The 20,637-nt window shown below is 65.0% G+C and carries 22 protein-coding genes and 1 tRNA gene; 8 read left to right on the top strand and 15 right to left on the bottom strand.

Features of this window, described 5'->3' with window-relative positions; genetic code table 11:
- Nucleotides 1-17: 17 nt before the first annotated feature.
- Together ACN9MB_RS03985 and hmgA are read right to left on the bottom strand one after the other, a co-directional pair.
- On the bottom strand, nucleotides 18-584 hold the full coding sequence (locus tag ACN9MB_RS03985; RefSeq protein WP_426270850.1) for a lectin: 567 nt from the start codon (nucleotides 582-584) through the stop codon (nucleotides 18-20).
- 4 nt (nucleotides 585-588) lie between these two features.
- On the bottom strand, nucleotides 589-1,890 hold the full coding sequence (hmgA, locus tag ACN9MB_RS03980; protein ID WP_426270849.1) for a homogentisate 1,2-dioxygenase: 1,302 nt from the start codon (nucleotides 1,888-1,890) through the stop codon (nucleotides 589-591).
- Nucleotides 1,891-2,029: 139 nt separating this feature from the next.
- On the opposite strand from hmgA, the gene ACN9MB_RS03975 reads away from it, so the two are divergent.
- The gene (locus ACN9MB_RS03975) at nucleotides 2,030-2,425 is read left to right on the top strand and encodes a DUF5362 domain-containing protein (protein WP_426270848.1); all 396 of its coding nucleotides are present in this window, start codon (nucleotides 2,030-2,032) and stop codon (nucleotides 2,423-2,425) included.
- Between the two features lie 47 nt (nucleotides 2,426-2,472).
- Here ACN9MB_RS03975 and hppD read toward each other — a convergent pair whose 3' ends face one another.
- Nucleotides 2,473-3,570: a 4-hydroxyphenylpyruvate dioxygenase gene (gene hppD, locus ACN9MB_RS03970; RefSeq protein WP_204636067.1), complete on the bottom strand. Its 1,098-nt coding sequence runs from the start codon at nucleotides 3,568-3,570 to the stop codon at nucleotides 2,473-2,475.
- An 83-nt stretch (nucleotides 3,571-3,653) separates the two neighbouring features.
- Here hppD and ACN9MB_RS03965 point away from each other — a divergent pair, with 83 nt between their 5' ends.
- Entirely contained in the window at nucleotides 3,654-4,142 is a 489-nt protein-coding gene (locus tag ACN9MB_RS03965; protein WP_046972790.1) for a MarR family winged helix-turn-helix transcriptional regulator, read from the top strand.
- A gap of 49 nt (nucleotides 4,143-4,191) precedes the next feature.
- Here the strand turns inward: ACN9MB_RS03965 and ACN9MB_RS03960 are convergent, their stop codons facing one another.
- The 3 genes from ACN9MB_RS03960 to ACN9MB_RS03950 all read right to left on the bottom strand — a co-directional run bounded on the left by ACN9MB_RS03960 (nucleotide 4,192) and on the right by ACN9MB_RS03950 (nucleotide 8,293).
- Nucleotides 4,192-5,700, bottom strand: coding sequence for a peptide MFS transporter (locus ACN9MB_RS03960; RefSeq protein WP_204636066.1), 1,509 nt, complete (start codon nucleotides 5,698-5,700; stop codon nucleotides 4,192-4,194).
- A gap of 153 nt (nucleotides 5,701-5,853) precedes the next feature.
- Nucleotides 5,854-7,362, bottom strand: coding sequence for a peptide MFS transporter (locus tag ACN9MB_RS03955; RefSeq protein WP_426270847.1), 1,509 nt, complete (start codon nucleotides 7,360-7,362; stop codon nucleotides 5,854-5,856).
- A gap of 82 nt (nucleotides 7,363-7,444) precedes the next feature.
- The gene (locus ACN9MB_RS03950) at nucleotides 7,445-8,293 is read right to left on the bottom strand and encodes a tryptophan 2,3-dioxygenase (RefSeq protein WP_204636064.1); all 849 of its coding nucleotides are present in this window, start codon (nucleotides 8,291-8,293) and stop codon (nucleotides 7,445-7,447) included.
- Nucleotides 8,294-8,504: 211 nt separating this feature from the next.
- On the opposite strand from ACN9MB_RS03950, the gene pdhA reads away from it, so the two are divergent.
- The 4 genes from pdhA to ACN9MB_RS03930 all read left to right on the top strand — a co-directional run bounded on the left by pdhA (nucleotide 8,505) and on the right by ACN9MB_RS03930 (nucleotide 12,628).
- A complete protein-coding gene (gene pdhA / locus ACN9MB_RS03945; protein ID WP_204636063.1) occupies nucleotides 8,505-9,590 on the top strand; it encodes a pyruvate dehydrogenase (acetyl-transferring) E1 component subunit alpha in 1,086 nt (361 codons plus the stop codon).
- 3 nt (nucleotides 9,591-9,593) lie between these two features.
- Nucleotides 9,594-10,574 carry an alpha-ketoacid dehydrogenase subunit beta gene (locus tag ACN9MB_RS03940; RefSeq protein WP_102301987.1) on the top strand — a complete coding sequence of 327 codons (981 nt, stop codon included), beginning with the start codon at nucleotides 9,594-9,596 and terminating at the stop codon, nucleotides 10,572-10,574.
- A gap of 145 nt (nucleotides 10,575-10,719) precedes the next feature.
- Entirely contained in the window at nucleotides 10,720-12,102 is a 1,383-nt protein-coding gene (locus ACN9MB_RS03935; protein WP_426270846.1) for a dihydrolipoamide acetyltransferase family protein, read from the top strand.
- A 142-nt stretch (nucleotides 12,103-12,244) separates the two neighbouring features.
- Nucleotides 12,245-12,628, top strand: a complete 384-nt coding sequence (locus ACN9MB_RS03930) for a VOC family protein (protein WP_426270845.1) — start codon at nucleotides 12,245-12,247, stop codon at nucleotides 12,626-12,628.
- Between the two features lie 207 nt (nucleotides 12,629-12,835).
- Here the strand turns inward: ACN9MB_RS03930 and ACN9MB_RS03925 are convergent, their stop codons facing one another.
- The 9 genes from ACN9MB_RS03925 to ACN9MB_RS03885 all read right to left on the bottom strand — a co-directional run bounded on the left by ACN9MB_RS03925 (nucleotide 12,836) and on the right by ACN9MB_RS03885 (nucleotide 19,229).
- Nucleotides 12,836-13,477 carry a DUF6348 family protein gene (locus ACN9MB_RS03925; RefSeq protein ID WP_426270844.1) on the bottom strand — a complete coding sequence of 214 codons (642 nt, stop codon included), beginning with the start codon at nucleotides 13,475-13,477 and terminating at the stop codon, nucleotides 12,836-12,838.
- A 16-nt stretch (nucleotides 13,478-13,493) separates the two neighbouring features.
- On the bottom strand, nucleotides 13,494-13,820 hold the full coding sequence (locus ACN9MB_RS03920; protein ID WP_426270843.1) for a hypothetical protein: 327 nt from the start codon (nucleotides 13,818-13,820) through the stop codon (nucleotides 13,494-13,496).
- A gap of 33 nt (nucleotides 13,821-13,853) precedes the next feature.
- Complete coding sequence (locus ACN9MB_RS03915; RefSeq protein ID WP_426270842.1) at nucleotides 13,854-15,218, bottom strand: tryptophan--tRNA ligase; 1,365 nt, start codon at nucleotides 15,216-15,218, stop codon at nucleotides 13,854-13,856.
- Between the two features lie 48 nt (nucleotides 15,219-15,266).
- Complete coding sequence (gene rocF, locus ACN9MB_RS03910) at nucleotides 15,267-16,181, bottom strand: arginase (RefSeq protein WP_204636057.1); 915 nt, start codon at nucleotides 16,179-16,181, stop codon at nucleotides 15,267-15,269.
- 36 nt (nucleotides 16,182-16,217) lie between these two features.
- A complete protein-coding gene (locus ACN9MB_RS03905) occupies nucleotides 16,218-16,598 on the bottom strand; it encodes a rhodanese-like domain-containing protein (protein ID WP_426270841.1) in 381 nt (126 codons plus the stop codon).
- A gap of 16 nt (nucleotides 16,599-16,614) precedes the next feature.
- A tRNA-Thr gene (locus ACN9MB_RS03900) sits at nucleotides 16,615-16,690 on the bottom strand.
- A 45-nt stretch (nucleotides 16,691-16,735) separates the two neighbouring features.
- Entirely contained in the window at nucleotides 16,736-17,464 is a 729-nt protein-coding gene (locus ACN9MB_RS03895; RefSeq protein WP_426270840.1) for an SPOR domain-containing protein, read from the bottom strand.
- Nucleotides 17,465-17,505: 41 nt separating this feature from the next.
- A complete protein-coding gene (locus ACN9MB_RS03890) occupies nucleotides 17,506-18,264 on the bottom strand; it encodes a type III pantothenate kinase (RefSeq protein WP_204636054.1) in 759 nt (252 codons plus the stop codon).
- Nucleotides 18,261-19,229, bottom strand: coding sequence for a biotin--[acetyl-CoA-carboxylase] ligase (locus tag ACN9MB_RS03885; protein WP_426271884.1), 969 nt, complete (start codon nucleotides 19,227-19,229; stop codon nucleotides 18,261-18,263). The genes ACN9MB_RS03890 and ACN9MB_RS03885 overlap by 4 nt, the downstream gene beginning before the upstream one ends.
- Before the next feature lie 265 nt (nucleotides 19,230-19,494).
- Between ACN9MB_RS03885 and ACN9MB_RS03880 the strand changes: the two genes are divergently transcribed.
- The gene (locus ACN9MB_RS03880) at nucleotides 19,495-19,791 is read left to right on the top strand and encodes a hypothetical protein (protein WP_239535657.1); all 297 of its coding nucleotides are present in this window, start codon (nucleotides 19,495-19,497) and stop codon (nucleotides 19,789-19,791) included.
- Nucleotides 19,792-19,803: 12 nt separating this feature from the next.
- Nucleotides 19,804-20,571, top strand: a complete 768-nt coding sequence (locus ACN9MB_RS03875; protein ID WP_204636052.1) for a zinc-dependent peptidase — start codon at nucleotides 19,804-19,806, stop codon at nucleotides 20,569-20,571.
- Nucleotides 20,572-20,637: the final 66 nt, after the last annotated feature.

Below are 20,637 nucleotides of genomic sequence, written 5' to 3'. Positions count from 1 at the left end.
GCTCCAACGGGCCGCACTCAGCTGCACCCTTCCACGTAATCGATTTGTGGCGGCACGCCCACGCGCCACGCTTTTACCTTGCCGTCGGCGCCGATGTCGAAGATCAGCACGGCACCGCTCTCACCATCCACACGGAACACGCTGGCCGTCGCATCGTACTTGGACGTCCATTGCCGCACCTTGCCCGCGTACAGCGCCATCACGTCCGCCTTGGCCATGCCGACCTTGCCACCGCCCGGCGCCGTCTCCTTGTCGCCACGCACGTCGTAACGAACGAAACGGCCGTGCTCGAGCATGAAGGTGAGCTCGAAGGGCGTCTTCGCCCACACCGGAGCGTACATCGCGCAATCGGATCCCGCCTCCGCCCCGCCCTTCAACTCGCCGCTCCAGGCTTTGCGGAAGGCCGCCTCGTCCATGCCAAAGCGCATGTCGCCGAAACCCTGCCAACGCGCTTGACTCAGCGCGTCGCGATCACCGGATGCCGTTGCGGTCGACGCAGGCGCTTGCGCCGGTGCCTCGTCGTGCGACTGGCACGATGCGAGCATCACGCATAGCGACAACAGGCAGAACCGACGCAGCGTCATCGCCTCAACTCCCGCTGAAATGCTTGTGGATGCCCTGCCAGCATTCGATGTAGTTGCCCTGCAGTTCCGGCGAATCCAGCGCCTGCCTGGTCGGATGAATCACCCGGCGCGTCTCGAACATGAAGGCCATGGTGCCCGCGATGACATCGGGCTGCGACAAGTCGCGCGTCGACGCCTTCTCGTAGGTGGCCGCATCGGGACCGTGACCGGTCATGGAATTGTGCAGCGAGGCGCCGCCCGGCGAAAAGCCTTCGGCCTTGGCGTCGTATTCGCCGGTGATCAGACCCATGAACTCGCTGGCGATGTTGCGATGGAACCACGGCGGGCGGAACGTGTGCTGCGCCACCAGCCAGCGCGGCGGGAAGATCACGAAATCCATGTTGCTCACGCCTTCCGTGTCGCTGGCCGAGTGCAGCACCAGGAAGATGCTCGGATCGGGATGATCGAAGCTGATCGAGCCGATCGTGTTGAAGCGGCGCAGATCGTATTTGTACGGTGCGTAGTTGCCGTGCCAGCCCACCACGTCCAGCGGCGAATGATCGATGGCGGCGCGCCACAGGTTGCCCTGGAATTTCGCCACCAGCTCGAACTTGCCTTCGACGTCTTCGTACGCCGCCACCGGCGTGAGGAAGTCGCGCGGGTTGGCCAGGCCGTTGCTGCCAATGGGGCCCAGATCGGGCAGGCGCAGCATCGCGCCGAAGTTCTCGGCGATGTAGCCGCGCGCGGTGTCGTCCAGCAGTTCGACGCGAAAACGTACGCCGCGTGGGATCACCGCAATTTCCAACGGTTCCAGCTCGATGATGCCCATCTCGGTCGCCAGTTTCAGGCGCCCTTGCTGCGGCACGATCAGCATTTCGCCGTCGGCGTTGTAGAAGAAGCGCCCCTTCATCGAGCGGTTGGCGGCATACACATGGATGCCTACGCCGGTCTGGTCTGCCGCGCCGCCATTGCCGGCCACGGTGAACAGGCCGTCGATGAAATCGGTCGGCTCGCTGGGCAGCGGGAACGGGCTCCAGCGCAACTGATTGGGGTTGGCCGGGACTTCGTTGAAGCGGTTGTGGAAGCGTCCCGCAGGCATCGCCTCGAACGGGTGATGCATGGCCGCGGGGCGGATGCGATACAGCCAGCTGCGGCGATTGCTGTGCCGCGGGGCAGTAAAGGCGGTGCCGGAAATCTGCTCCGCATACAGGCCATGCGGTGCGCTCTGCGGCGAGTTCTGCCCCTCGGGGAGCGCGCCGGGCAAAGCCTCGGTGGCGAATTCGTTGGCAAAACCTGACAAGTACTGCTGGTGTTTGCTGGCTGACATAGAAGCTCCGCAATCTGCCCAAGAGGCGGGGGCGTATACAACCCTCGCGATCCTATTACTCTTGCCTTACGAATGTTGGCCGCCTCACCCGATGGAAGAGGCGTTGTTCTCTATTGCAACGACATCACAAGGAAACCGCATGTCCGACTCGTACTCTTCGCTGGGCCAGGCCACCGCGAACCACTCCGTCCAGGATCTCAGCCAGCCGCTTGCCTCGGGCAAGGGATGGATGAAGTTCGTGGGCATCATGTTCATCATCCAGGGGGCCGTTACCGCCCTCACCATCGTCGGCATCGTCATCGCCTGGCTGCCCATCTGGACGGGTGTGCTGCTGATGCAGGCCTCCAGCGCGATCGAACGAGCCCAGCTGACCGGCGATTCCAGCGCGCTGAAGGAATCCCTCGCCCGCCTGCGCACCTATTTCATCATCCAGGGTGTGCTGTACCTGGTCGGCATCGTCGTTGCCGTGCTGTATTTCATCTTCTTCGGCGCGATGTTCGCCGCCATGATGAAGAACGGCACGTTTCCGCACTGATCCCGATGCATCGTGGCCGCCTTGCGGCGGCCACGATGCCAATGTGCTTACAGGAAACCGCGCTTCATCTGGTCGCGTTCGATCGACTCGAACAGCGCCTGGAAATTGCCTTCGCCGAAGCCCTCGTTGCCCTTGCGCTGGATGATCTCGAAGAAGATCGGGCCAATGTTGTTCTGGGTGAAGATCTGCAGCAGCTTGCGCTGCTTGGTCTCCAGGTCGGCATCGATCAGGATCTTGTTCTTGGCCAGGCGCGGCACGTCTTCGCCATGGTTGGGAATGCGCATATCGATCACGTCGAAGTACGTGTCCGGCGTATCGAGGAATTCCACCCCCGTCGCGCGCATCGCTTCCACCGTCTCGTAGATGTTGTCGGTGAACAGCGCGATGTGCTGGATACCCTCGCCGTGGTACGCGTCGAGGTATTCGTTGATCTGCGACTTCGGATCGCTCGACTCGTTCAGCGGGATGCGCACGATGCCGTCCGGCGCCGTCATCGCCTTGGAAACCAGGCCGGTCTTGGCGCCCTTGATGTCGAAGTAGCGGATCTCGCGGAAGTTGAACAGGCGCTCGTAGTAATCGGACCACTTCTGCATGTTGCCGAAGTAGAGGTTGTGCGTGAGATGGTCGATGAAGGTGAGGCCAAAACCCTTCGGGTTCTGCTCGGCTCCGGCGATCGGCTCGTAGTCGCCGTCGTAGATGCTGCCCTTGTCGCCGTAGCGATCGATCAGATACAGCATGCAATCGCCGATGCCCTTCACCGCCGGCGCGTTCACCGCCTTGGTGGCTTCGGCCTTCGGGTTCACTGCTTCGCCGCCGTTGCCGAGCACGACGCCGAGCACGTCCTTGGACGGCTTCTGGAAGCGGATGGCGAAGCCGGCCGCGCACGGGCCGTGGGCCTGGGCGAATTCGGCGGCATAGGATTCGGGGTCTTCGTTGACCAGCAGGTTCACGCCGCCCTGGCGATAGACCGTGATCGGACGCGACTTGTGCTTGAGCACGGCGCTGAAACCCATCTTCTTGAACAGGGTGTGCAGCTCGTGGCCACGACCGGCCGGTGCGGCGAATTCGACGAATTCGAACCCGTCGATACCCATGGGGTTTTCGAACGTGGTGACCTGCATGCCAAGATTGGGCTGCGCACTCATGGGGCTCTCCTGATGGATCGGTGCTCAGATGGCCTACGCCTAAGCGTGCGACCATCCTCATAAGCCTCACGTTATAGTTACATATGAAACCATTTGCAAGGAGCGCCGCAGCAGTGCCCGACGAACACCACCCCGACCACGCGCCGCTGGAGCTGGAACATTTCCTGCCCTACCGGCTCTCCATCCTGTCCAACGCGGTCAGCCAGGCCATTGCCGACGATTACCAGCGCCGATTCGACCTGAGCATGACCGAATGGCGCGTGATGGCGGTGCTGGCGCGCTTCGACGGCCTGTCCGCCCGCGAGGTAGCCGAGCGCACCCTGATGGACAAGGTGGCCGTGAGCCGCGCGCTCTCAAAGCTGGTGGAGACCGGCTGGGTGACCCGGGCCATCCACGACGGCGACAAGCGCCGCTCCGTGCTGGGCCTGAGCGAGGCCGGCTGGGCCATCCATGAAGTGGTGGCGCCGATGGCCCGCGAGCATGAGCGCAACCTGCTGTCCAAACTGGACGACGAGGAACGCAGCTGGCTGGTGCGCATCCTGGACAAGCTGCAGGCAATCGAGCCGAAGTAACGGGGAACGAAAGGACGCCTTTCGTTCCCCGGTGTTCATCCAGCGGCGGTCATTTCACGCCGTGCATCAAGCGATTGATCAGCGGCGCGATCAGGAACAACAGCACGCCAGCCCCCGCCAGCAGGTAGAAGCTGAAGGTGAAGCCGCTGAGCGCCGAGGCCACGGTCATGCCGCTCTCGCCGCTGATGTGGCCGGCGAACAAGCCCGAGAGGTTGTTGCCGATGGCGGTGGAAAGGAACCAGCCGCCCATCGCCAGGCCCACCAGTCGGGTGGGCGCCAGCTTGGTGGTCATCGACAGGCCGATCGGCGACAGGCACAGCTCGCCGGCGGTCTGCAGCACATAGCAAAGCGCCAGCGGCCAGAACGGAATCAGGCCGTCGCTACTGACCAGCTCGTCCAACGCATACATCAGCACGACGAAACCCAGCGCGTTGCCGAGCAGGCCCAGGCCGAATTTGCGCGGAATGGACGGCTCCATGCGTCGCTTGTCGAGGAAGCCCCAGGCCAGCGAGACGATCGGCGCCAGCACCACGATGGCCACCGGGTTCACCGACTGGAACCAGCCCACCGGGAATTCCCAGCCGCCGAACATGTTGCGGTTCACGATGTTCTGGGCGAGGAAGTTGAACGAGCTGCCGGCTTGTTCGAAGAACATCCAGAACAGCACGTTGAAGGCGAAAATGATCAGCATCGCGATCACACGATGCACCTGCACACGGCCGGTGCGCACTGCCTCGATCACCAGCATCACGCCCACGCCAACGAACAGCGCGGTGAGCAGCCACTGCAGCACCACCGCACCGGCCTTGGCCATCAACAGATAGAACACCGGGATGGCCACCAGCATGCCGAGCAGCACGTAGACCACGCGCATGCGGTTGGCCTGGTCAGGGGCCGGACGACCGACGCCTTGGAGCTGGCGACGACCGAACCAGAACCACATCAGGCTGATCAGCATGCCCACGCCGGAGGCACCGAACACCAGCTTGTAGTTCTGCTGCATCGGCGTATCGGTGAAGTGACTCGCCAGCCAGCCGGTGAGCAGCGGTGCAATCAGCGCGCCGCCGTTGATGCCCATGTAGAACAGCGTGAAGCCGCGGTCGCGACGCGAATCGCCCTGCTCGTACAGCTGCCCCACCATCGAGGAAATATTGGGCTTGAACAGGCCATTGCCGACGATGATGGTGGCCAGTCCGACCAGGAACACCTGCTCGTTCGGCAACATGATCATGAACAGGCCCACCGCCATCACGCTGGCCCCCAGCAGGATGGAACGCTGGTAGCCGATGATCTTGTCCGCCACGTAGCCGCCGAACACGGCCGTGGCGTAGACCAGCGCCAGGTAGGCGCCGTAGGTGCGGCTGGCGAACGCCTGGCCGGAAGCCTCGCCGTTGAAGAACTCGGCCACGATGTACAGCGTGAGCGCCCAGCGGATGCCGTAGAACGCGAAGCGCTCCCAGAACTCCGTCATGAACAGCATCCACAACGGGCGCGGATGCCCCAGGGTTTGTGGGTAATCGGGCACCGAGGGTGCGGGGGCGTTGGTGGTCTGGCTCATGCAATTCCCGGAAGGCAGGGTCGGCGCTGATCTGCCGACATCGAAATTTCTTGCGATATCGACATGTAACCGGCCGCGGCCGAGCCCGTCAAATGCACCGCACCATTCCGTGCCCCGGAGGGCGGCGTCCGGGCGGACGCCGCCTCATCGGAATCAACGCACGCCGTGCATCAACCGGTTGATCAACGGCGAGATCAGCAGCAGGAAGACGCCGGCGCCCGCCAGCAGCCAGAAACTGAAAGTAAAGCCCGACAACGCGGACGCTGCCGTCATGCCGCTTTCGCCGCTGATGCGGCCGGCCAGCAGGCCCGACAGATTGCCGCCCACCGCCAGCGACAGGAACCAGCCGCCCATCGCCAGGCCAACCAGCCGCGGCGGCGCCAGCTTGGTCACCATCGACAAACCGATCGGCGACAGGCACAGCTCGCCGATCGTCTGCAGCACATAGCAGGCGGTCAGCGGCCAGAACGGGATCAGCCCGCGGCTGTCGATCGAATAGGTCAGCGCGTACATCAGCGCGGTGAACCCCAGGCCGTTGAACAGCAGGCCGAGACCGAACTTGCGCGGAATCGACGGTTCCTTGTGCCGCCGCGCCAGCAGCGCCCACACCTGCGTCACCAGCGGCGCCAACAGGATGATCGCCAGCGGGCTCACCGACTGGAACCAGCCCACCGGGAATTCCCAACCGCCGAACATCTGGCGATCCACCATGTTCGCCGCGAGGAAATTGAACGACGTGCCGAGCTGGAAATAGAACATCCAGAACAGGATGTTGAAGGCGAAGATGATCAGCATCGCGTACACGCGATGGAGCTGCACGCGATCGTGCCGCAGCGCCTCCACGATCAGCATCGCCGCCACGCCGATGAACAGCAGGCCCAGCAGCCATTGCAGGCCGTTGGCGCCCACGAAGGCCAGCAGCAGATAGACCAGCGGCACCGCCACCACGATACCCAGCAGCACCCACACCACGCGCATGCGGCTGGCCGCTTCCGGCGCCGGACGTCCCACGCCTTGCAGGCCGCGGCGACCGAACCAGAACCAGAACAGGCTGAGCACCATGCCGACACCGGCCGCACCGAATACCAGCCGATAATTCTGCTGCATCGGCGTATCGGTGAAATGGGCGGCAAGCCAACCCGTGAGCAACGGCGCTACGAACGCGCCACCGTTGATGCCCATGTAAAACAGCGTAAAGCCACGGTCGCGGCGCTCGTCCTTCGGGCCATACAGCTGGCCGACCATCGAAGAAACGTTCGGCTTGAACAGGCCGTTGCCGACCACCACCATCGCCAGGCCGAACAGGAACAGATCCTTGCTCGGCAACATCACCGCGAACAGACCCGCCGCCATCACCGCGGCGCCGATCAGGATCGAGCGCTGGTAACCGATGACTTTGTCGGCCACGTAGCCGCCGAAAATGCTCGAGGCATAGATCAGCGCCGTATAAGCTCCGTAAATTTTGCTGGCCCACGCTTCGCCGGACGCGTCGCCGTGATAAAAATGCGCCACGATGTACAACGCCAGGGCCCAGCTCACGCTGTAAAACGCGAAGCGCTCCCAGAACTCCGTCATGAACAACATCCATAACGGGCGCGGATGCCCCAGTGTTTGCGGAAAATCAGGCACCGACGCGGGCGCGGTCTCAGTGGTGTTGCTCATGCATGCCCCTTTGCAAGCGAAACGGCGCTGACCGCGCCATCAGTAGTTGTCGAATGACCCATTCCCAAGATGCCACGCGCGATCAGGTGCCCAGTTCGGTGCGCACGTCCAGCAGTTCCGGGAAGAATTCCAGTTCCAGCGCTTTCTTCAGGAACGCCACGCCCGAGGAACCACCGGTGCCGCGGCGGTGTCCGATGATCCGCTCCACCGTTTTCATATGGCGGAAACGCCAGAGCTGGAAACTCTCTTCCACATCCACCAGCTGTTCGCACATGTGGTATTCGGGCCAGAACGTTGCACGGTTTTCGTAAATGCGCTTGAGCACGGGCAGCAGACCTTGATGGCGCTGGTAAGGCTGCGACCAATCGCGTTGGGTCAGCTCGGCCGGCACGTCATGCCCGCGGCGCGCGAGATGGCAGAGGAATTCGTCGTACAGGCTGGGCGCTTCCAGCACCTCGCGCAGCGTGGCCTGCGCCGCAGGATCGTACGCAAACACCTGCAGCATCTGCGCGTTCTTGTTACCGAGCAGGAATTCGATCTGCCGGTACTGCAGCGACTGGAAACCCGAGGAAGGCCCCAGCACGCCGCGGAATTCCAGGTATTCCGCGGGCGTAAGCGTTTCCAGCACGCCCCATTGTTCAAACAGCTGGCGTTGCACCTGCTTCACGCGCGCCAGGATCTTCAGGCATGGATCGATCTCATCCTGGCGCAAATGCACCAGTGCCGCCTTCAGTTCATGGATGATCAGCTTCATCCACAGCTCGGCCACCTGGTGCTGCACGATGAACAGCATCTCGTCGTGGTGGGGCGGCTGGCTCAGCGGTTGCTGGGCCGACAGCAGCGTATCCAGCCGCAGGTAGCCGCCGTAGGTCAGTCGACCATTCAGGTCGAGTTCGATACCGGCCTCGAGGTCGCGCTGATTCTCGGTCATGGCCTGCCCTGTCGCGGAAAAGCGCCATGTTAACCGTTGTTCGCCCCCACCCCGTACCACCCCGCATGCTGCACCGTGCCTTGCAGCGCAACATATCCGCCTGTAATCATTTCCGTCTTGCTCAGGGCTTTACGTCCGCTGCTGGCCCCACTGGATGGGCCGCCGACGCCCCAGCACCCCACTTTCTCATTACTCACTCCGGGAGCGAGTCGTGTCTATCGCCGCCAAGTTTGAAATCGAATACCTCCAGTATCTCGATGCTGAAGGCAAGCAGGTCCGTGACGATCTGCCTGAATTCGCCAAGGATCTCGACCACATGGTCGAGCTGTACAAGCTGATGTTGTCGACCCGCGTGTTCGACGCGAAGTCGGTGGCGCTGCAGCGCACCGGCAAGCTCGGCACCTATGCCAGCTGCCTCGGCCATGAAGCAGCGCATGTGGGCATCGGCAGCGCCATGAAGCCGGAAGACGTGCTGGCACCCAGCTACCGCGAATACGGTGCGCAGCTGTATCGCGGCGTGCAGCCGCGTGAGGTCTACATGTACTGGGGCGGCGACGAGCGCGGCAACGACTATCAGAAAGAACCGGCGCGCCACGACTTTGCCTGGTCGGTGCCGATCGCTACGCAGTGCCTGCATGCCGCCGGTAGCGCGCTGGCGTTCAAGATCCGCAACGAGAAGCGCGTGGCCGTGTGCACCATCGGTGACGGTGGTTCGTCCAAGGGCGACTTCTACGGCGCCATCAACATCACCGGCGCGCAGAACCTGCCGATGGTGGCGGTGATCGTGAACAACCAGTGGGCCATTTCGGTGCCGCGCAAGATCCAGTCCGGCGCGCCGACGCTGGCGCAGAAGGGTATCGCGGCCGGCCTGTTCTCCATCCAGGTGGACGGCAACGACATCATCGCCGTGCGCAAGGCGATGGAAGACGCGCTGGACCGTGCACGCAACGGCCAGGGCGGCAGCGTGATCGAGGCGGTGACCTACCGCCTGTCCGACCACACCACTGCCGATGACGCGCGCCGTTACCGCGGCGAGCAGGAAGTGAAGGACGCCTGGGCGAAGGAGCCGATGAAGCGCCTGCGCAACTGGCTGGTGGCCAAGGGCGTGTGGGACGACGCCAAGGAAGAAGCCTGGAAGGCGGAATGCGACGACTGGATGGACAACGAGGTGAACGCTTACCTCGAGACCAAGACCCAGCCGGTCACGGCGATGTTCGACTACACCTTCGCCGAAGTCCCCGCCGATCTCGCCAAGCAGCGCGATCTCGCCATCCAGCTCGACAAGAAGGCCCATTAAGTCATGGCACAGATCACCCTTATCGAAGCCGTCACCCAGGCACTCGCCTATGAAATGGCCCACGACGACAGCGTCGTGGTGCTGGGCGAAGACGTCGGCGTCAACGGTGGCGTGTTCCGCGCCACCCAGGGCCTGCAGGAAAAGTTCGGCGAACTGCGCGTGCTCGACACGCCGCTGGACGAAACCACCATTGCCGGCGTCACCGTGGGCCTCGCTGCCCAGGGCATGAAGCCGGTGGCCGAAGCGCAGTTCGAAGGCTTCATCTATCCGATGATGGAGCAGATCGCCTGCCACGCCGCGCGCATGCGCAACCGCACGCGCGGCCGCATCACCGTGCCGGCCGTGTGGCGCGCACCGTGGGGCGGCGGCATTCGCGCACCCGAGCATCATTCGGAAGCGAACGAGCACCTGTTCACCAATATCCCGGGCCTGCGCGTGGTGATGCCGTCGTCGCCGGCGCGTGCCTATGGCCTGCTGCTCGCCGCGATCCGCGATCCGGATCCGGTGATGTTCTTCGAGCCCAAGCGCATCTACCGCCAGTACAAGGAAGAAGTGCCCGATGACGGCGAGGCGCTGCCGCTGGACGTGTGCTTCGTGCTGCGCGACGGCACCGACGTCACCCTCGTCTCGTGGGGCGCACAGGTGAAGGAAGCGCTGGAAGCGGCCGATGCGCTGGCCGAAGAAGGCATCAGCGCCGAAGTCATCGACGTGGCCACCTTGACCCCGCTCGACTTCGACACCATCGCCGAGTCGGTGCAGAAGACCGGCCGCTGCGTGATCGTGCATGAAGCCCCCAAGACCGCGGGTTTCGGCGCCGAAATCGCCGCGCGCCTGGCCGAGGAATGCATGTACGACCTGCTCGCGCCGGTCGAACGGGTCAGCGGCTACGACACCCACATCCCGCTGTTCCGCCTGGAAATGAAGTACATGCCGAGTGCCGAGCGCGTGGTGGATGCCGCCAAGCGCGCACTGGCTGCCAGCTGATTGGTAAAGGGACAAGGGTGAATAGGAAATAGGAAAAGCAGGCCGCCTCGTTGTTGGAGTGCGCCACTTTTTCTCCCTTTACCATTCACCCTTTACTCTTTACTTCCTCCGAATTCCTTTTCAAAAAAGCCCGGGACTCACTCCAATGGCCGACATCAAGACTTTCTACCTGCCCGACCTCGGCGAAGGCCTGCCCGACGCCACCATCGTCGAGTGGCACGTGAAGGAAGGCGACACCATTAAGCTCGACGCGCCGCTGTGCTCGATGGAAACCGCCAAAGCCGTCGTCGACGTGCCCTCGCCGTACACCGGCAAGGTCACCAAGCTGCACGGCGCCGCGGGCGACATCATCGAAACCGGTTCGGCACTGGCCGAATTCGAGCCCGATCCGAACGCCAAGCAGCGTGCCGAGGCCGAGTCCACCGGCCACCACCACGGCCCCAAGAAGGGCACCGGCAGCGCCACGGCCGACACGCACAAGGTCGTTGCCTCCGATGAAGGCGGCGAGATCGACAGCGGCAACGGCAAGTCCGAGCGCGAAGACGAAGGCACCGTGGTCGGTGCGATGGTCTCCGGCAGCCACGTGCACGTGGAACAGGCCAGCAGCGTCGGCGGCGTCAAGGCCGTGCCGGCGGTGCGTGCGCTCGCCAAGAAGCTCAAGGTCGACCTCAGCCGCGTGAAGCCGAGCGGCGCCGATGGCGTGGTCACCATGGCCGACGTGAAGAACGCCGCCGCCAACGGAAGCGCACAGCTCGGTGCCGCACCTGCTCGCGCCGTGCACGAAGACGCCGGCCGCCACCTTGCTCCGCGCCTGCCCGAACCCGAAGCCCGTACCGCCACCTCGCTCGCGGGCAAGCCGGTGCGCACCGCGCCGCCGAGCGTGCAGGCCAGCGGCCAGCCGGAACAGCTCAAGGGCGTGCGCCGCAATATGGCGCGCGTGATGGCCGACGCCCACGCCAACGTGGTGCCGACCACGCTGGTGGACGACGCCGACCTGCACGCCTGGATCGGCAAGCAGGACATCACCGCCCGCCTGATCCGCTCCATCGTGGTGGCGTGCAAGACCGTGCCGGCGCTCAACGCCTGGTTCGACGGCAAGAACCTCACCCGCACGCTGCATCCGCATGTGGACATCGGCATCGCCGTGGACACCGAGGAAGGCCTGTTCGTGCCGGCCCTGCGCAATGCCGACGTGCTCGATGGCGCCGGCATCCGTGCGGCAATCAAGCGTCTGCGCACGTCGGTGGAAGACCGCACGATTCCGGCTTCGGAACTCAGCGGCTACACCATCAGCCTGTCGAACTTCGGCATGTTCGCCGGTCGCTACGCTACGCCGGTGGTTGTGCCGCCGTGCGTCGCCATCATCGGCGCGGGCAAGCTGAGCCACGACGTGGTGGCCGTGATGGGCGGCATCGAAGTGCATCGCCGCATGCCGATCTCGATCACCTTCGACCATCGCGCCGCCACCGGCGGCGAAGCCGCGCGCTTCCTCAAGGCGCTGCTGGACGACCTGTCGCTGCCGAACTGAAGCGCAGGCACGTTGAACGAAAAAGCCCCGGTCATGCCGGGGCTTTTTCGTTGGCGCGGTTCGCTGCCTGCATCTGGTTTTGACGGCGCATGCACCGGGCGGCGCACTACGATTCGGCGACGTCCGCCACGGGATCATCGCCATGCATCACAGCCGACTGTGCGCCCTTGTGATCGATTGCAAGACCGACCATCTTGCCGAAGCCGCCACCTTCTGGAGCCATGCGCTGGGCAAATCCATCGTCACACTGGACGAGGATGGCGACGGCAAGTACGCCCGGCTCGCCTCCGCCGACGACGAGCCGATCATCCTGCTGCAACGCGTCGAGCACGACAGCCGCGTGCATCTGGACATCGAAACCGACGATATTGAAGCGGAAGTGCAACGGATGGAGAAACTCGGCGCCACCCGCGTGCACCATGTGCCTAATCGTTGGTGGGTCATGCAGGCGCCGAGCGGTCACCGCTTCTGCGTGGTGCGTCCGCAGCGCGAACGCTTCGGCCCACACCTCAACCGCTGGGAATGACTCGACAACCTTGTGGGAGCGCACTTGTGCGCGACTGCGGCGCCGCGTCGCTTCCGCTTCGCAGGCTTGTCGCGCACGAGCCCGTTTACGGCTCCGCGCTGACACTGTGGGAGCGCACCCTGTGCGCGACAGACCTACGAAGCCAAGACGCCATAGCGCCACAACCGCGCACAGGGTGCGCTCCCACAGGGGTTCGGCCGTAGCCTGTCAGTAATCGCGAATATCGAGCGCAACGAATCCGCGCACGCTGTAACCCGCTTCGGCGGCAGGCCACTTCAACGCCGCCAGCAGACGGTCGCCCGCGGGCCACGCCGCATTGTCCAGCAAAGCTTCGGCAATAACGGCGCCATCGTCGGCGCGCCGATAGAACAGCCGCACCCAGTGCAGCTCCGGGTTCAACGACTCGTTCTGCAAGGCGGCGCGAAGCTGCGAGATCAGCTCGGCAGGCGGCTCGATCCCCTCTTTGCTCGACAGCCACGGCCCCACGAAGACATCCCAGGTGCGGATGCCGAAATCCCAGCTGTGCAACTGCATGCGGCGATCGTCGGTGACATACCAGCATGCCGCCAGCAGCACGTGGAATACGCCGTGCTCGAACGCGCGCAAGGCGTCCAGGCAACCCTCTTCGCCGCCGCCGATGCCGGCAAAACTCTCTTCGATGTGGCGATCTTCGCTGAGCACGACGTCGACATCCAGGCGTCCGGGCTCCCCGGCTGCGCCTTCGAACCAGATGGCGCGCACGGCGGGAAAATCGCCGTCGGTCATCAGCCACTCTTCGTCCGGCTCCAGCTCGACGTCATGGCGTTCGAACAGGCGCAGGAGGTAACGCTGGAGGTCGGCGTCTTGCATGGTCGTTTCCTGTTCTTCAGCGCGCGTGCGGGCGCCACACCAGTTGGCGCACGATCAGCGCCAGCACCAACACCACCACGCAGGCGCCATAGCCATACAACGCGGGCAGCACCTGCTGCCAGATGGCGCCGCTGGATGGACCGTACTGACCCACCGTGGGAACCGTGGCCGTATCGAACGCGTTGCTGGCGCACTGCACGGCCGCGAATGCGGCCAGCAGCAGGGCCGCCAGGTCGAAGTAGCGGCGCAGGCGCGTACGCGGCAGGCTCTTGGGGTAGGACCAGAACGCCCAACCCAGGATCAGCAGCCACGGCGCGAGTAACAGAAGGGCCAGGTAACGCATGCGTCAATTCACTCCACGGAGGCCAACAGCGCTTTATTCCTGCGCGGCCAGTTGATCGAGCGCGCCGCGCAAGCGGTCGAGCGCCTCATCGCGTGCCTGCTCGCCGTCGTAGTCCGGCGTGGCACCCACTTGTTCACCGTCGATCTCCAGCACCAATGCCTGGGGCTGCACCTGCACCACGGCAGAGACGCTGCCCAGTTCCTTGATGCGCTTCTGTACGACGCCCGCCGCCTTCGGATCGGCGAAGGAACGCGACAGCAGCAGCTCTTCACCGTCGGCGGAAAACAGACGGAAACGAAAACTACCATCGGCATCGCGGAAACTGGCGAAGCGCGCTGATTTGCCGCCCTTGGCCGTCGCCTTCGCGCCATTCGCCTGCGGCGCAACGGACGTGCCCGATCGCAGGCCGATCGCATCGCGCAGCTCGGCGATCTTTGGCGCGGCAATGGCGCGCGCCTTCTTGGCGCCTTCCCGCAGGATCTCCTCGATCATGGCCGGGCGGGCCATCAATGCGTCGTAGCTTTCGCGCATCGGTGCCACATCCACTTCCAGGCGCTCGAACAACACCTGCTTGGCCTCGCCCCAGCCGATGCCGTCGACCAGCGCTTGGCGGAACGCGCTGGACTCCGCTTCGCTGGCGAACGCGCGGAAGATGGTGAACAGCGAGGAGCTGTCCGGATCCTTCGCTTCGCCCGGCAGGCGCGAGTCGGTGACGATGCGCATGATGGAATCGCGCAGATGCTTCTGCCCGCCCGCGAACAGCGGAATGGTGTTGTCGTAGCTCTTGGACATCTTGCGGCCATCGAGGCCGGGCAGCGTCGCCACCTGTTCCTCGATCACCACTTCCGGCAACGCAAAGAATTCGCGGCCGTAGATATGGTTGAAACGCTGCGCGATATCGCGCGCCATCTCGATGTGCTGGATCTGGTCGCGTCCCACCGGCACCTTGTTCGCATTGAAGGCGAGGATGTCCGCGGCCATCAGCACCGGATACATGTAGAGCCCGGCGGTGATGCCGGCGTCGGCGTCTTCACCGGTTTCCGTGTTCTTGTCCACCGCTGCCTTGTATGCATGGGCGCGGTTGAGCAGGCCCTTCGCGGTGACGCAGGTGAGGAACCAGGTCAGCTCCGGAATCTCGGGAATATCGGACTGCCGATAGAAGGTGACCTTCTGCGGATCGAGCCCGGCCGCCAGCCAGGTGGCCGCGATTTCCAGGCGCGAACGTTCGATGCGCGCCGGATCGTCGCTCTTGATCAGCGCGTGATAGTCGGCCATGAAGTAGAACGCGTCCACGTCGTCGCGCTTGCTCGCCGCGACGGCCGGGCGGATCGCGCCGACGAAGTTGCCAAGATGCGGCGTGCCGGTGGTGGTGATGCCGGTAAGTACGCGGGTCTTCATGCTCTCTCGTTTCTTCGTATCGTTATGGTTGCTGGTTCAAGCGACGCTTCAGCGGATCAGCGTGGACTTGCCGAACAGCGATTCGACCAGGTCGACCGCCAGCCGCGCGGTCTGGTTCTTCTTGTCGAAGGCGGGATTGAGCTCGACGATGTCGAGCGAACCGACGCGACCGGTGTCCGCGATCATTTCCATGCACAGCTGCGCTTCGCGATAGTTCGGCCCGCCGCGCACGGTGGTGCCCACGCCGGGCGCGATGGTCGGGTCGAGGAAATCCACGTCGAAGCTGATGTGCAGGTGCGTGTTTTCGTCCACCCCGGCCAGCGCTTCTTCCATCGTGCGCTTCATGCCCACTTCGTCGATGTGGCGCATGTCGAAGATGCTCACCTGCGACTCGCGCACCAGGCGCTTTTCGCCCTCGTCCACCGAGCGGATGCCGATCTGGCGCACCACATCCGCCTTGATCGCCGGCACCTGCCCGCCCAGTTCGATCAGCTCCTGGGGACCGTTGCCGCACAGGCACGCCACCGGCATGCCGTGGATATTGCCCGAGGGCGTCGCGTCGGCGGTGTTGAAGTCGGCGTGCGCATCCAGCCACAGCACACGCAGCGTCTTGCCGGTGTCGCGGCAATGACGCGCGACGGCGCTGATCGAACCGATCGCCAGGCAATGGTCGCCACCGAGCATGATCGGCAGGCGCCCCTCGGCAAGCTCGGCATAGACCGCCTCGTGTACGGCCTTGTTCCAGGTCACCACCTCGGGCAGATGCCGATAGCCGTTCTGCGGCGGCTGCCAGGGATTGAGCGGGCCCTGAAGATTGCCGCGATCGACCACGTCCAGCCCGCGCCTGGCGAGCCTCGCCAGCAGGTTGGCTACGCGCAAGGCCTCCGGCCCCATCGAAGCGCCACGATGCCCCGCACCGATGTCGGTGGGAACGCCGATCAGGGAGAGTGACTTGTTGACCATGAAAACCTGCAGTGTGAAAACCGGATACGAGTTGTCTTAGTGTGCCAGAGGCAGATGACGTTGCCGCCATGTGTTCAGACTGCCATCCAGCAGGCGCACATGGGTGTAGCCGAGCGAAACAAGCGTTTCCTGCGCCCTGGCAGCACGCTTGCCGGAGACGCAATACACCACAATCTCGCTGTCGCGCGGGACACCGAGCAGGCCGGCGCGCTGGGCCAATGAGTCCACGGGAATATTGAGCGCACCGGCGATGTGGCCATCGCGGTATTCATCGGCGCCGCGCACGTCGAGCACCAACGGCGCCTGCCCGGCCTGCTGGCGTTGCAGCAGTTGCCCGGCGTCCAGCGGCGCGTCCGCAGCTGCCGCAGAACGCATGCCCGCCAGCATCAGGAGTGCGGCCAGGAGGCCCTTGAGCATGCGGGAACCCTCGATCTGGTGCCGGCAGCAGGAGTCGAACCCGCGACCTACTGATTACAAATCAGTTGCTCTACCAACTGAGCTATGCCGGCGAAGAGGTGAAGTCTAACAGGGGGCTATGGGCCAACGCCAAAGCCTTAGAAGCACCCGGTGCTGTGGGAACCGACGCCGCGTACGCGGTTGCGCCAGTCGGCGTGGCCGTTGTCGGCAATGACCACGTCCAGCCAGTACTCGGCCACGCTTTCGCTGCGCTCGCTCATCTGTGCGGGGAAGCCCGCGGCGACCACCTGCTCGCGGCGGCGACGGGCGTTGGCGGGATCTTTGAACAAGCCCAGCGAGACGGTATTGGACTGGTCGCCCGAGCTGACGATGAAGTATTCGCCCACGTTGGCTGCGGCAAGGCGGCGGCCCAGCTCCAGCGCCTTGTCGCGGCTTCCGCCACCCGGCAGATAGACCCACCAGCCGGTGGTCTGGGTGGTCTGTTCCTGCCGCTGGCGCATGCGTGCGGCCTGGCTGCTGAGCGCGGCACGTGCGTTGCGCATATCGGTTTGCGTGGCGAACGGGCCCAGCGCCATGCAGGTGTAAGTGTTCGGTCGCGGCGGCGGCGCTGGCGTCGCCGGTGCGGGCGGCGGGGCTACCGGGGGTGCGCTGGAGGCTGGGGCCGACGGCGTCGCCGCGGCCAGGGTGCTTGCCGGCGGCGGCGGCGCGCTGGACGGCGCAGGCGGGCGCTCGCTCAACAGGTGCAGCTCGGGCACACCGGCATCGGTGGCGGCGCGGCCGTGCACGTCGTCCTGGCCAAGCAGCAGCCACGCGCCTACCGCAATATTGAGCGCGATCAGCAGGACAAAGAGCAGGCGCAGGAACATCGGCGATCCATCAGGCCATCGACGGCGAAAGAGCCGACATTCTAGAGAGCTTGTTCGACAGGTGTATGTGCGTCGGACCACACCGACAATCCGCGCAGCACGCTGTCCTGGCTGAGCCGCGACGGATGGGCAATCAGCGGCGCCAGCGAGGCCGCGTCGCCGCCGCCGAGAATCAGCTGCGGTGCACCGCCCAACGGCCCGGACATGTGCGCTACGAAACGCTCGACCAGGGCCGCGGCCGCCTGCCAGCAGCCCGAGGCGACGGCATCCGGCGTGTTGTCCGCGGCTTCCAGCACGGTGCCCGGCCGGTCGACCAGCACGCGCACCGTGGCACCCAGCAACGACTGCTGCATCAGCTGCGGCCCGGGTGCGATCAAGCCCCCCAGATGTCGTCCCTCGGCATCGAGCGCATCGAGCGTGAGCGCGGTGCCGACGCCGGCCAGCACGCACGGTGCCCAACCTTCGGCGCGTGCCGCCACCATGCCGAGGAAACGGTCCACGCCGAGGCGACCCGGCTCGGGGTAGGCGTTGCGCACACCGCAGGCTTCGGCGGGCGTGCGCAACCAGGTGGTCGATCGGTCGAAGCAGGTCGACACCACCGCGGCGATCTGCGCTTCGCGTTCGCTGTCCACCACCGAGGCGCCGAAGACGTCGCGCGGTATCGGCAGGTGTCGCCACGCTTCGTGCAGTGCCAGCACGACCTCGTCGTTCCAGCCAACCGCGCCCTGCTCGTGCCACTGCGCGCCCTCGCGCAGCGCCCATTTCAGGCGCGTATTGCCGAGATCGAGCAAGAGCCTCATGCGCGCCGCACCGTCACGTCGGCGCTGTCGATGCGATGCATGCCGTCCTGCGCCTGCACCAGCAAGGCGCCGCGCGCATCGACGCCGGCACCGATGCCTTCCAGCGTGCCGAGCGCTCCCTGCACGCGCAGCGGCTTGCCGCGCAGCAGGTCGTAGTTCGCATATTCGTCGACGAAGGCCGCGAAGCCCTCGCGTTCGAACTGATCCAGGCCATCCGCCAAGGCGGCGATCAGGGCGGCGGCCACGCGGTTGCGGTCGGGCGCCTTGCCGGCAAGCGTGGCCAGATCGTTGACCGGCTGGCCGGCCTGCTCATGCAGTGCTGCCGTGAGACGCACATTCAGACCCACGCCGATGATCGCCGCGCAGGGTCCCTGATATTCGCCACCCAGTTCGACTAGGATGCCGGCGAGCTTGCCGCCGTCGCTCAGCACGTCGTTCGGCCACTTGAGCCCGGCGCCCTGGATGCCCAGCGCGGTCAGCGTGCGCATCACGATCACGCCCACGGCCAGCGACAATCCGGACAGCGCGGCAAAGCCCGCGTCGAAGCGCTTGAGGCACGACAGGTAAACGTTGAGACCCGGCGGCGACAGCCACAGTCGGCCGCGACGGCCGCGCCCGGCGGTCTGCGTCTCCGCCAGCACCATGCTGAGATCGGCAAGATCGGACTGGCGGCGCTGGATCTCAGTGGAGGTCGAGTCGATCTCCCAATGCAGTTCCAGCGTACCCAGCCGCTTGCGCACGCCGGCGGGCAGTGCCGCGCGCAGGGTGGCGACATCCAGCAGTTGCACCGGCCAGGGCAGGCAATAGCCCGCGGTGCCGCGCGACTGCACCGGCACTCCGCGCGCCCGCAGTGCCTCGACCTGCTTCCAGATGGCCGCGCGGGTGACACCCGCGCGCTCGGCCAGCTGGGCACCCGACACCATGCCGCCACTCGCCAGCGCCACCAGCAGCTCCTGCGCCTGCATTACGCCGCGCCTCCGGCGGATCGGCAGGCCGTGCAGCGCCCATGGGAAAAAAGGGAGATGGCCAATAGACGTGACATTCATCGATTCTAGCCTGCCAGGGCGGCGCATCGACCGGTGCAGGGCCAGCCAATCCCCATGACTTCTGGGACTCGCGGGCCTTGCGCGAACGGTTTGCTGGCACTGGTATCGCCTGGATTTTTCTGCCAGCATCGAGTTCTTGGATTGCGGATCAAGGGGTTGAGCCGCCATGGGCGTCGGGAAGTTCTTGATTGGCTGTGTTCTATGCGTCGGCAGCATCGGTGCTGCATCGGCCATGGACGCGGACGGCCAGGATCTCGGTGCCGCCATGCAGCGCTCGGTCGATAGCAGCTCCGGTAGCCATGACGGCGCGGGCGGCAGCGGGGGCGATGCCCTGGGTCTGTCGCGCGAAGCCAACAGTGCACCGAGCCCGGCCTCTTCTTCCTCCAGTGACAACAGCCCGCCCACGACTCCGGCCCGCGTGCCGCGCAGCCGCCAGAACCGTATCGGCTGGCAGTCGTTGTTGCCGGGCTCGATCCAGTAACGACGGCAACTCGTGTCGGCTGTGTGGTGGCGCCGCCTGCGCGCCTATGTGACCCCTCCCCTGCTTGCTGAAGAGCCCTGGCGCAAGGCGCTGGATGGCTGTCCGCTGGCCCAGCGGCTCGATCTCGCCCGCCAGAACGAACTGCGCCGCCTGGTTGGCGTGTTCCTGGCGCGCAAGCGCTTCCACGCATTGGCCGATGCGGAACTGACCGATGCCGCCTGCACCTTGATCGCCATGCAGGCCTGCCTGCCGGTGCTGCGGCAAGGTCCGCGCAGCTTGCGTGGTTGGCGCGACATCCTGGTGTATCCGGGCGAATTCCGGGTCAAGCGCAGCCACCATGACGACCGCAGCGGCGTGGTCACCGAAACCGATGACGTATTGATCGGCGAAGCGTGGGAACACGGTCCGCTGGTGTTGTCGCTCGCCGACGTGCAACTCGACCTCACCCATCCTTGGGACGGCTACAACGTCGTCGTGCACGAGATCGCGCACAAGCTCGACATGCTCGACGGCCCACCCGACGGCGTACCGCTGCTGCCGCCAAGCATTCCCCGTCGGCAATGGATCGTAGCCTTCCAACGCGCCTTCGACCTGCTCTCGAACGATGTGGCACGCGGCCGCGACACGCTGATCGATCCGTACGGCGCGGAGAGCCCCGATGAATTCTTCGCCGTGACGAGCGAACTGCATTGGTCGCAGCCTTCGGTGTTGCGTCGCGCCGATGCGAGCGTGGCGGAGTTGCTCGAGGCGTTTTATGGGCCTTCGTCTGCGCCGGCCTGATGCGTTGAACGCACCAGGCAAACCCGCGAACAAACACACATATCGCTAGATTGGCCCCTCACCCCA

The sequence above is a fragment of the Dyella kyungheensis genome (genome assembly GCF_049913195.1).
GTDB classification, from domain to species: domain Bacteria; phylum Pseudomonadota; class Gammaproteobacteria; order Xanthomonadales; family Rhodanobacteraceae; genus Dyella; species Dyella kyungheensis.
Note: the sequence above shows the minus strand (reverse complement) of the source record. Positions and strands in the feature narration are given on the sequence as shown.

Bases quoted from the DNA above. Each gene is read 5' to 3' on its own strand.
- hmgA (WP_426270849.1), bottom strand. From the start codon at position 1,890: ATGTCAGCCAGCAAACACCAGCAGTACTTGTCAGGTTTTGCCAACGAA.
- hppD (WP_204636067.1), bottom strand. From the start codon at position 3,570: ATGAGTGCGCAGCCCAATCTTGGCATGCAGGTCACCACGTTCGAAAAC.
- ACN9MB_RS03920 (WP_426270843.1), bottom strand. From the start codon at position 13,820: ATGCGTTACCTGGCCCTTCTGTTACTCGCGCCGTGGCTGCTGATCCTG.
- ACN9MB_RS03890 (WP_204636054.1), bottom strand. From the start codon at position 18,264: ATGAGGCTCTTGCTCGATCTCGGCAATACGCGCCTGAAATGGGCGCTG.
- ACN9MB_RS03905 (WP_426270841.1), bottom strand. From the start codon at position 16,598: ATGCTCAAGGGCCTCCTGGCCGCACTCCTGATGCTGGCGGGCATGCGT.
- ACN9MB_RS03940 (WP_102301987.1), top strand. From the start codon at position 9,594: ATGGCACAGATCACCCTTATCGAAGCCGTCACCCAGGCACTCGCCTAT.
- ACN9MB_RS03950 (WP_204636064.1), bottom strand. From the start codon at position 8,293: ATGACCGAGAATCAGCGCGACCTCGAGGCCGGTATCGAACTCGACCTG.
- rocF (WP_204636057.1), bottom strand. From the start codon at position 16,181: ATGGTCAACAAGTCACTCTCCCTGATCGGCGTTCCCACCGACATCGGT.
- ACN9MB_RS03930 (WP_426270845.1), top strand. From the start codon at position 12,245: ATGCATCACAGCCGACTGTGCGCCCTTGTGATCGATTGCAAGACCGAC.
- ACN9MB_RS03895 (WP_426270840.1), bottom strand. From the start codon at position 17,464: ATGTTCCTGCGCCTGCTCTTTGTCCTGCTGATCGCGCTCAATATTGCG.
- ACN9MB_RS03935 (WP_426270846.1), top strand. From the start codon at position 10,720: ATGGCCGACATCAAGACTTTCTACCTGCCCGACCTCGGCGAAGGCCTG.
- ACN9MB_RS03915 (WP_426270842.1), bottom strand. From the start codon at position 15,218: ATGAAGACCCGCGTACTTACCGGCATCACCACCACCGGCACGCCGCAT.
- ACN9MB_RS03925 (WP_426270844.1), bottom strand. From the start codon at position 13,477: ATGCAAGACGCCGACCTCCAGCGTTACCTCCTGCGCCTGTTCGAACGC.
- ACN9MB_RS03985 (WP_426270850.1), bottom strand. From the start codon at position 584: ATGACGCTGCGTCGGTTCTGCCTGTTGTCGCTATGCGTGATGCTCGCA.
- ACN9MB_RS03975 (WP_426270848.1), top strand. From the start codon at position 2,030: ATGTCCGACTCGTACTCTTCGCTGGGCCAGGCCACCGCGAACCACTCC.
- ACN9MB_RS03955 (WP_426270847.1), bottom strand. From the start codon at position 7,362: ATGAGCAACACCACTGAGACCGCGCCCGCGTCGGTGCCTGATTTTCCG.
- ACN9MB_RS03885 (WP_426271884.1), bottom strand. From the start codon at position 19,229: ATGCAGGCGCAGGAGCTGCTGGTGGCGCTGGCGAGTGGCGGCATGGTG.
- ACN9MB_RS03960 (WP_204636066.1), bottom strand. From the start codon at position 5,700: ATGAGCCAGACCACCAACGCCCCCGCACCCTCGGTGCCCGATTACCCA.
- ACN9MB_RS03965 (WP_046972790.1), top strand. From the start codon at position 3,654: ATGAAACCATTTGCAAGGAGCGCCGCAGCAGTGCCCGACGAACACCAC.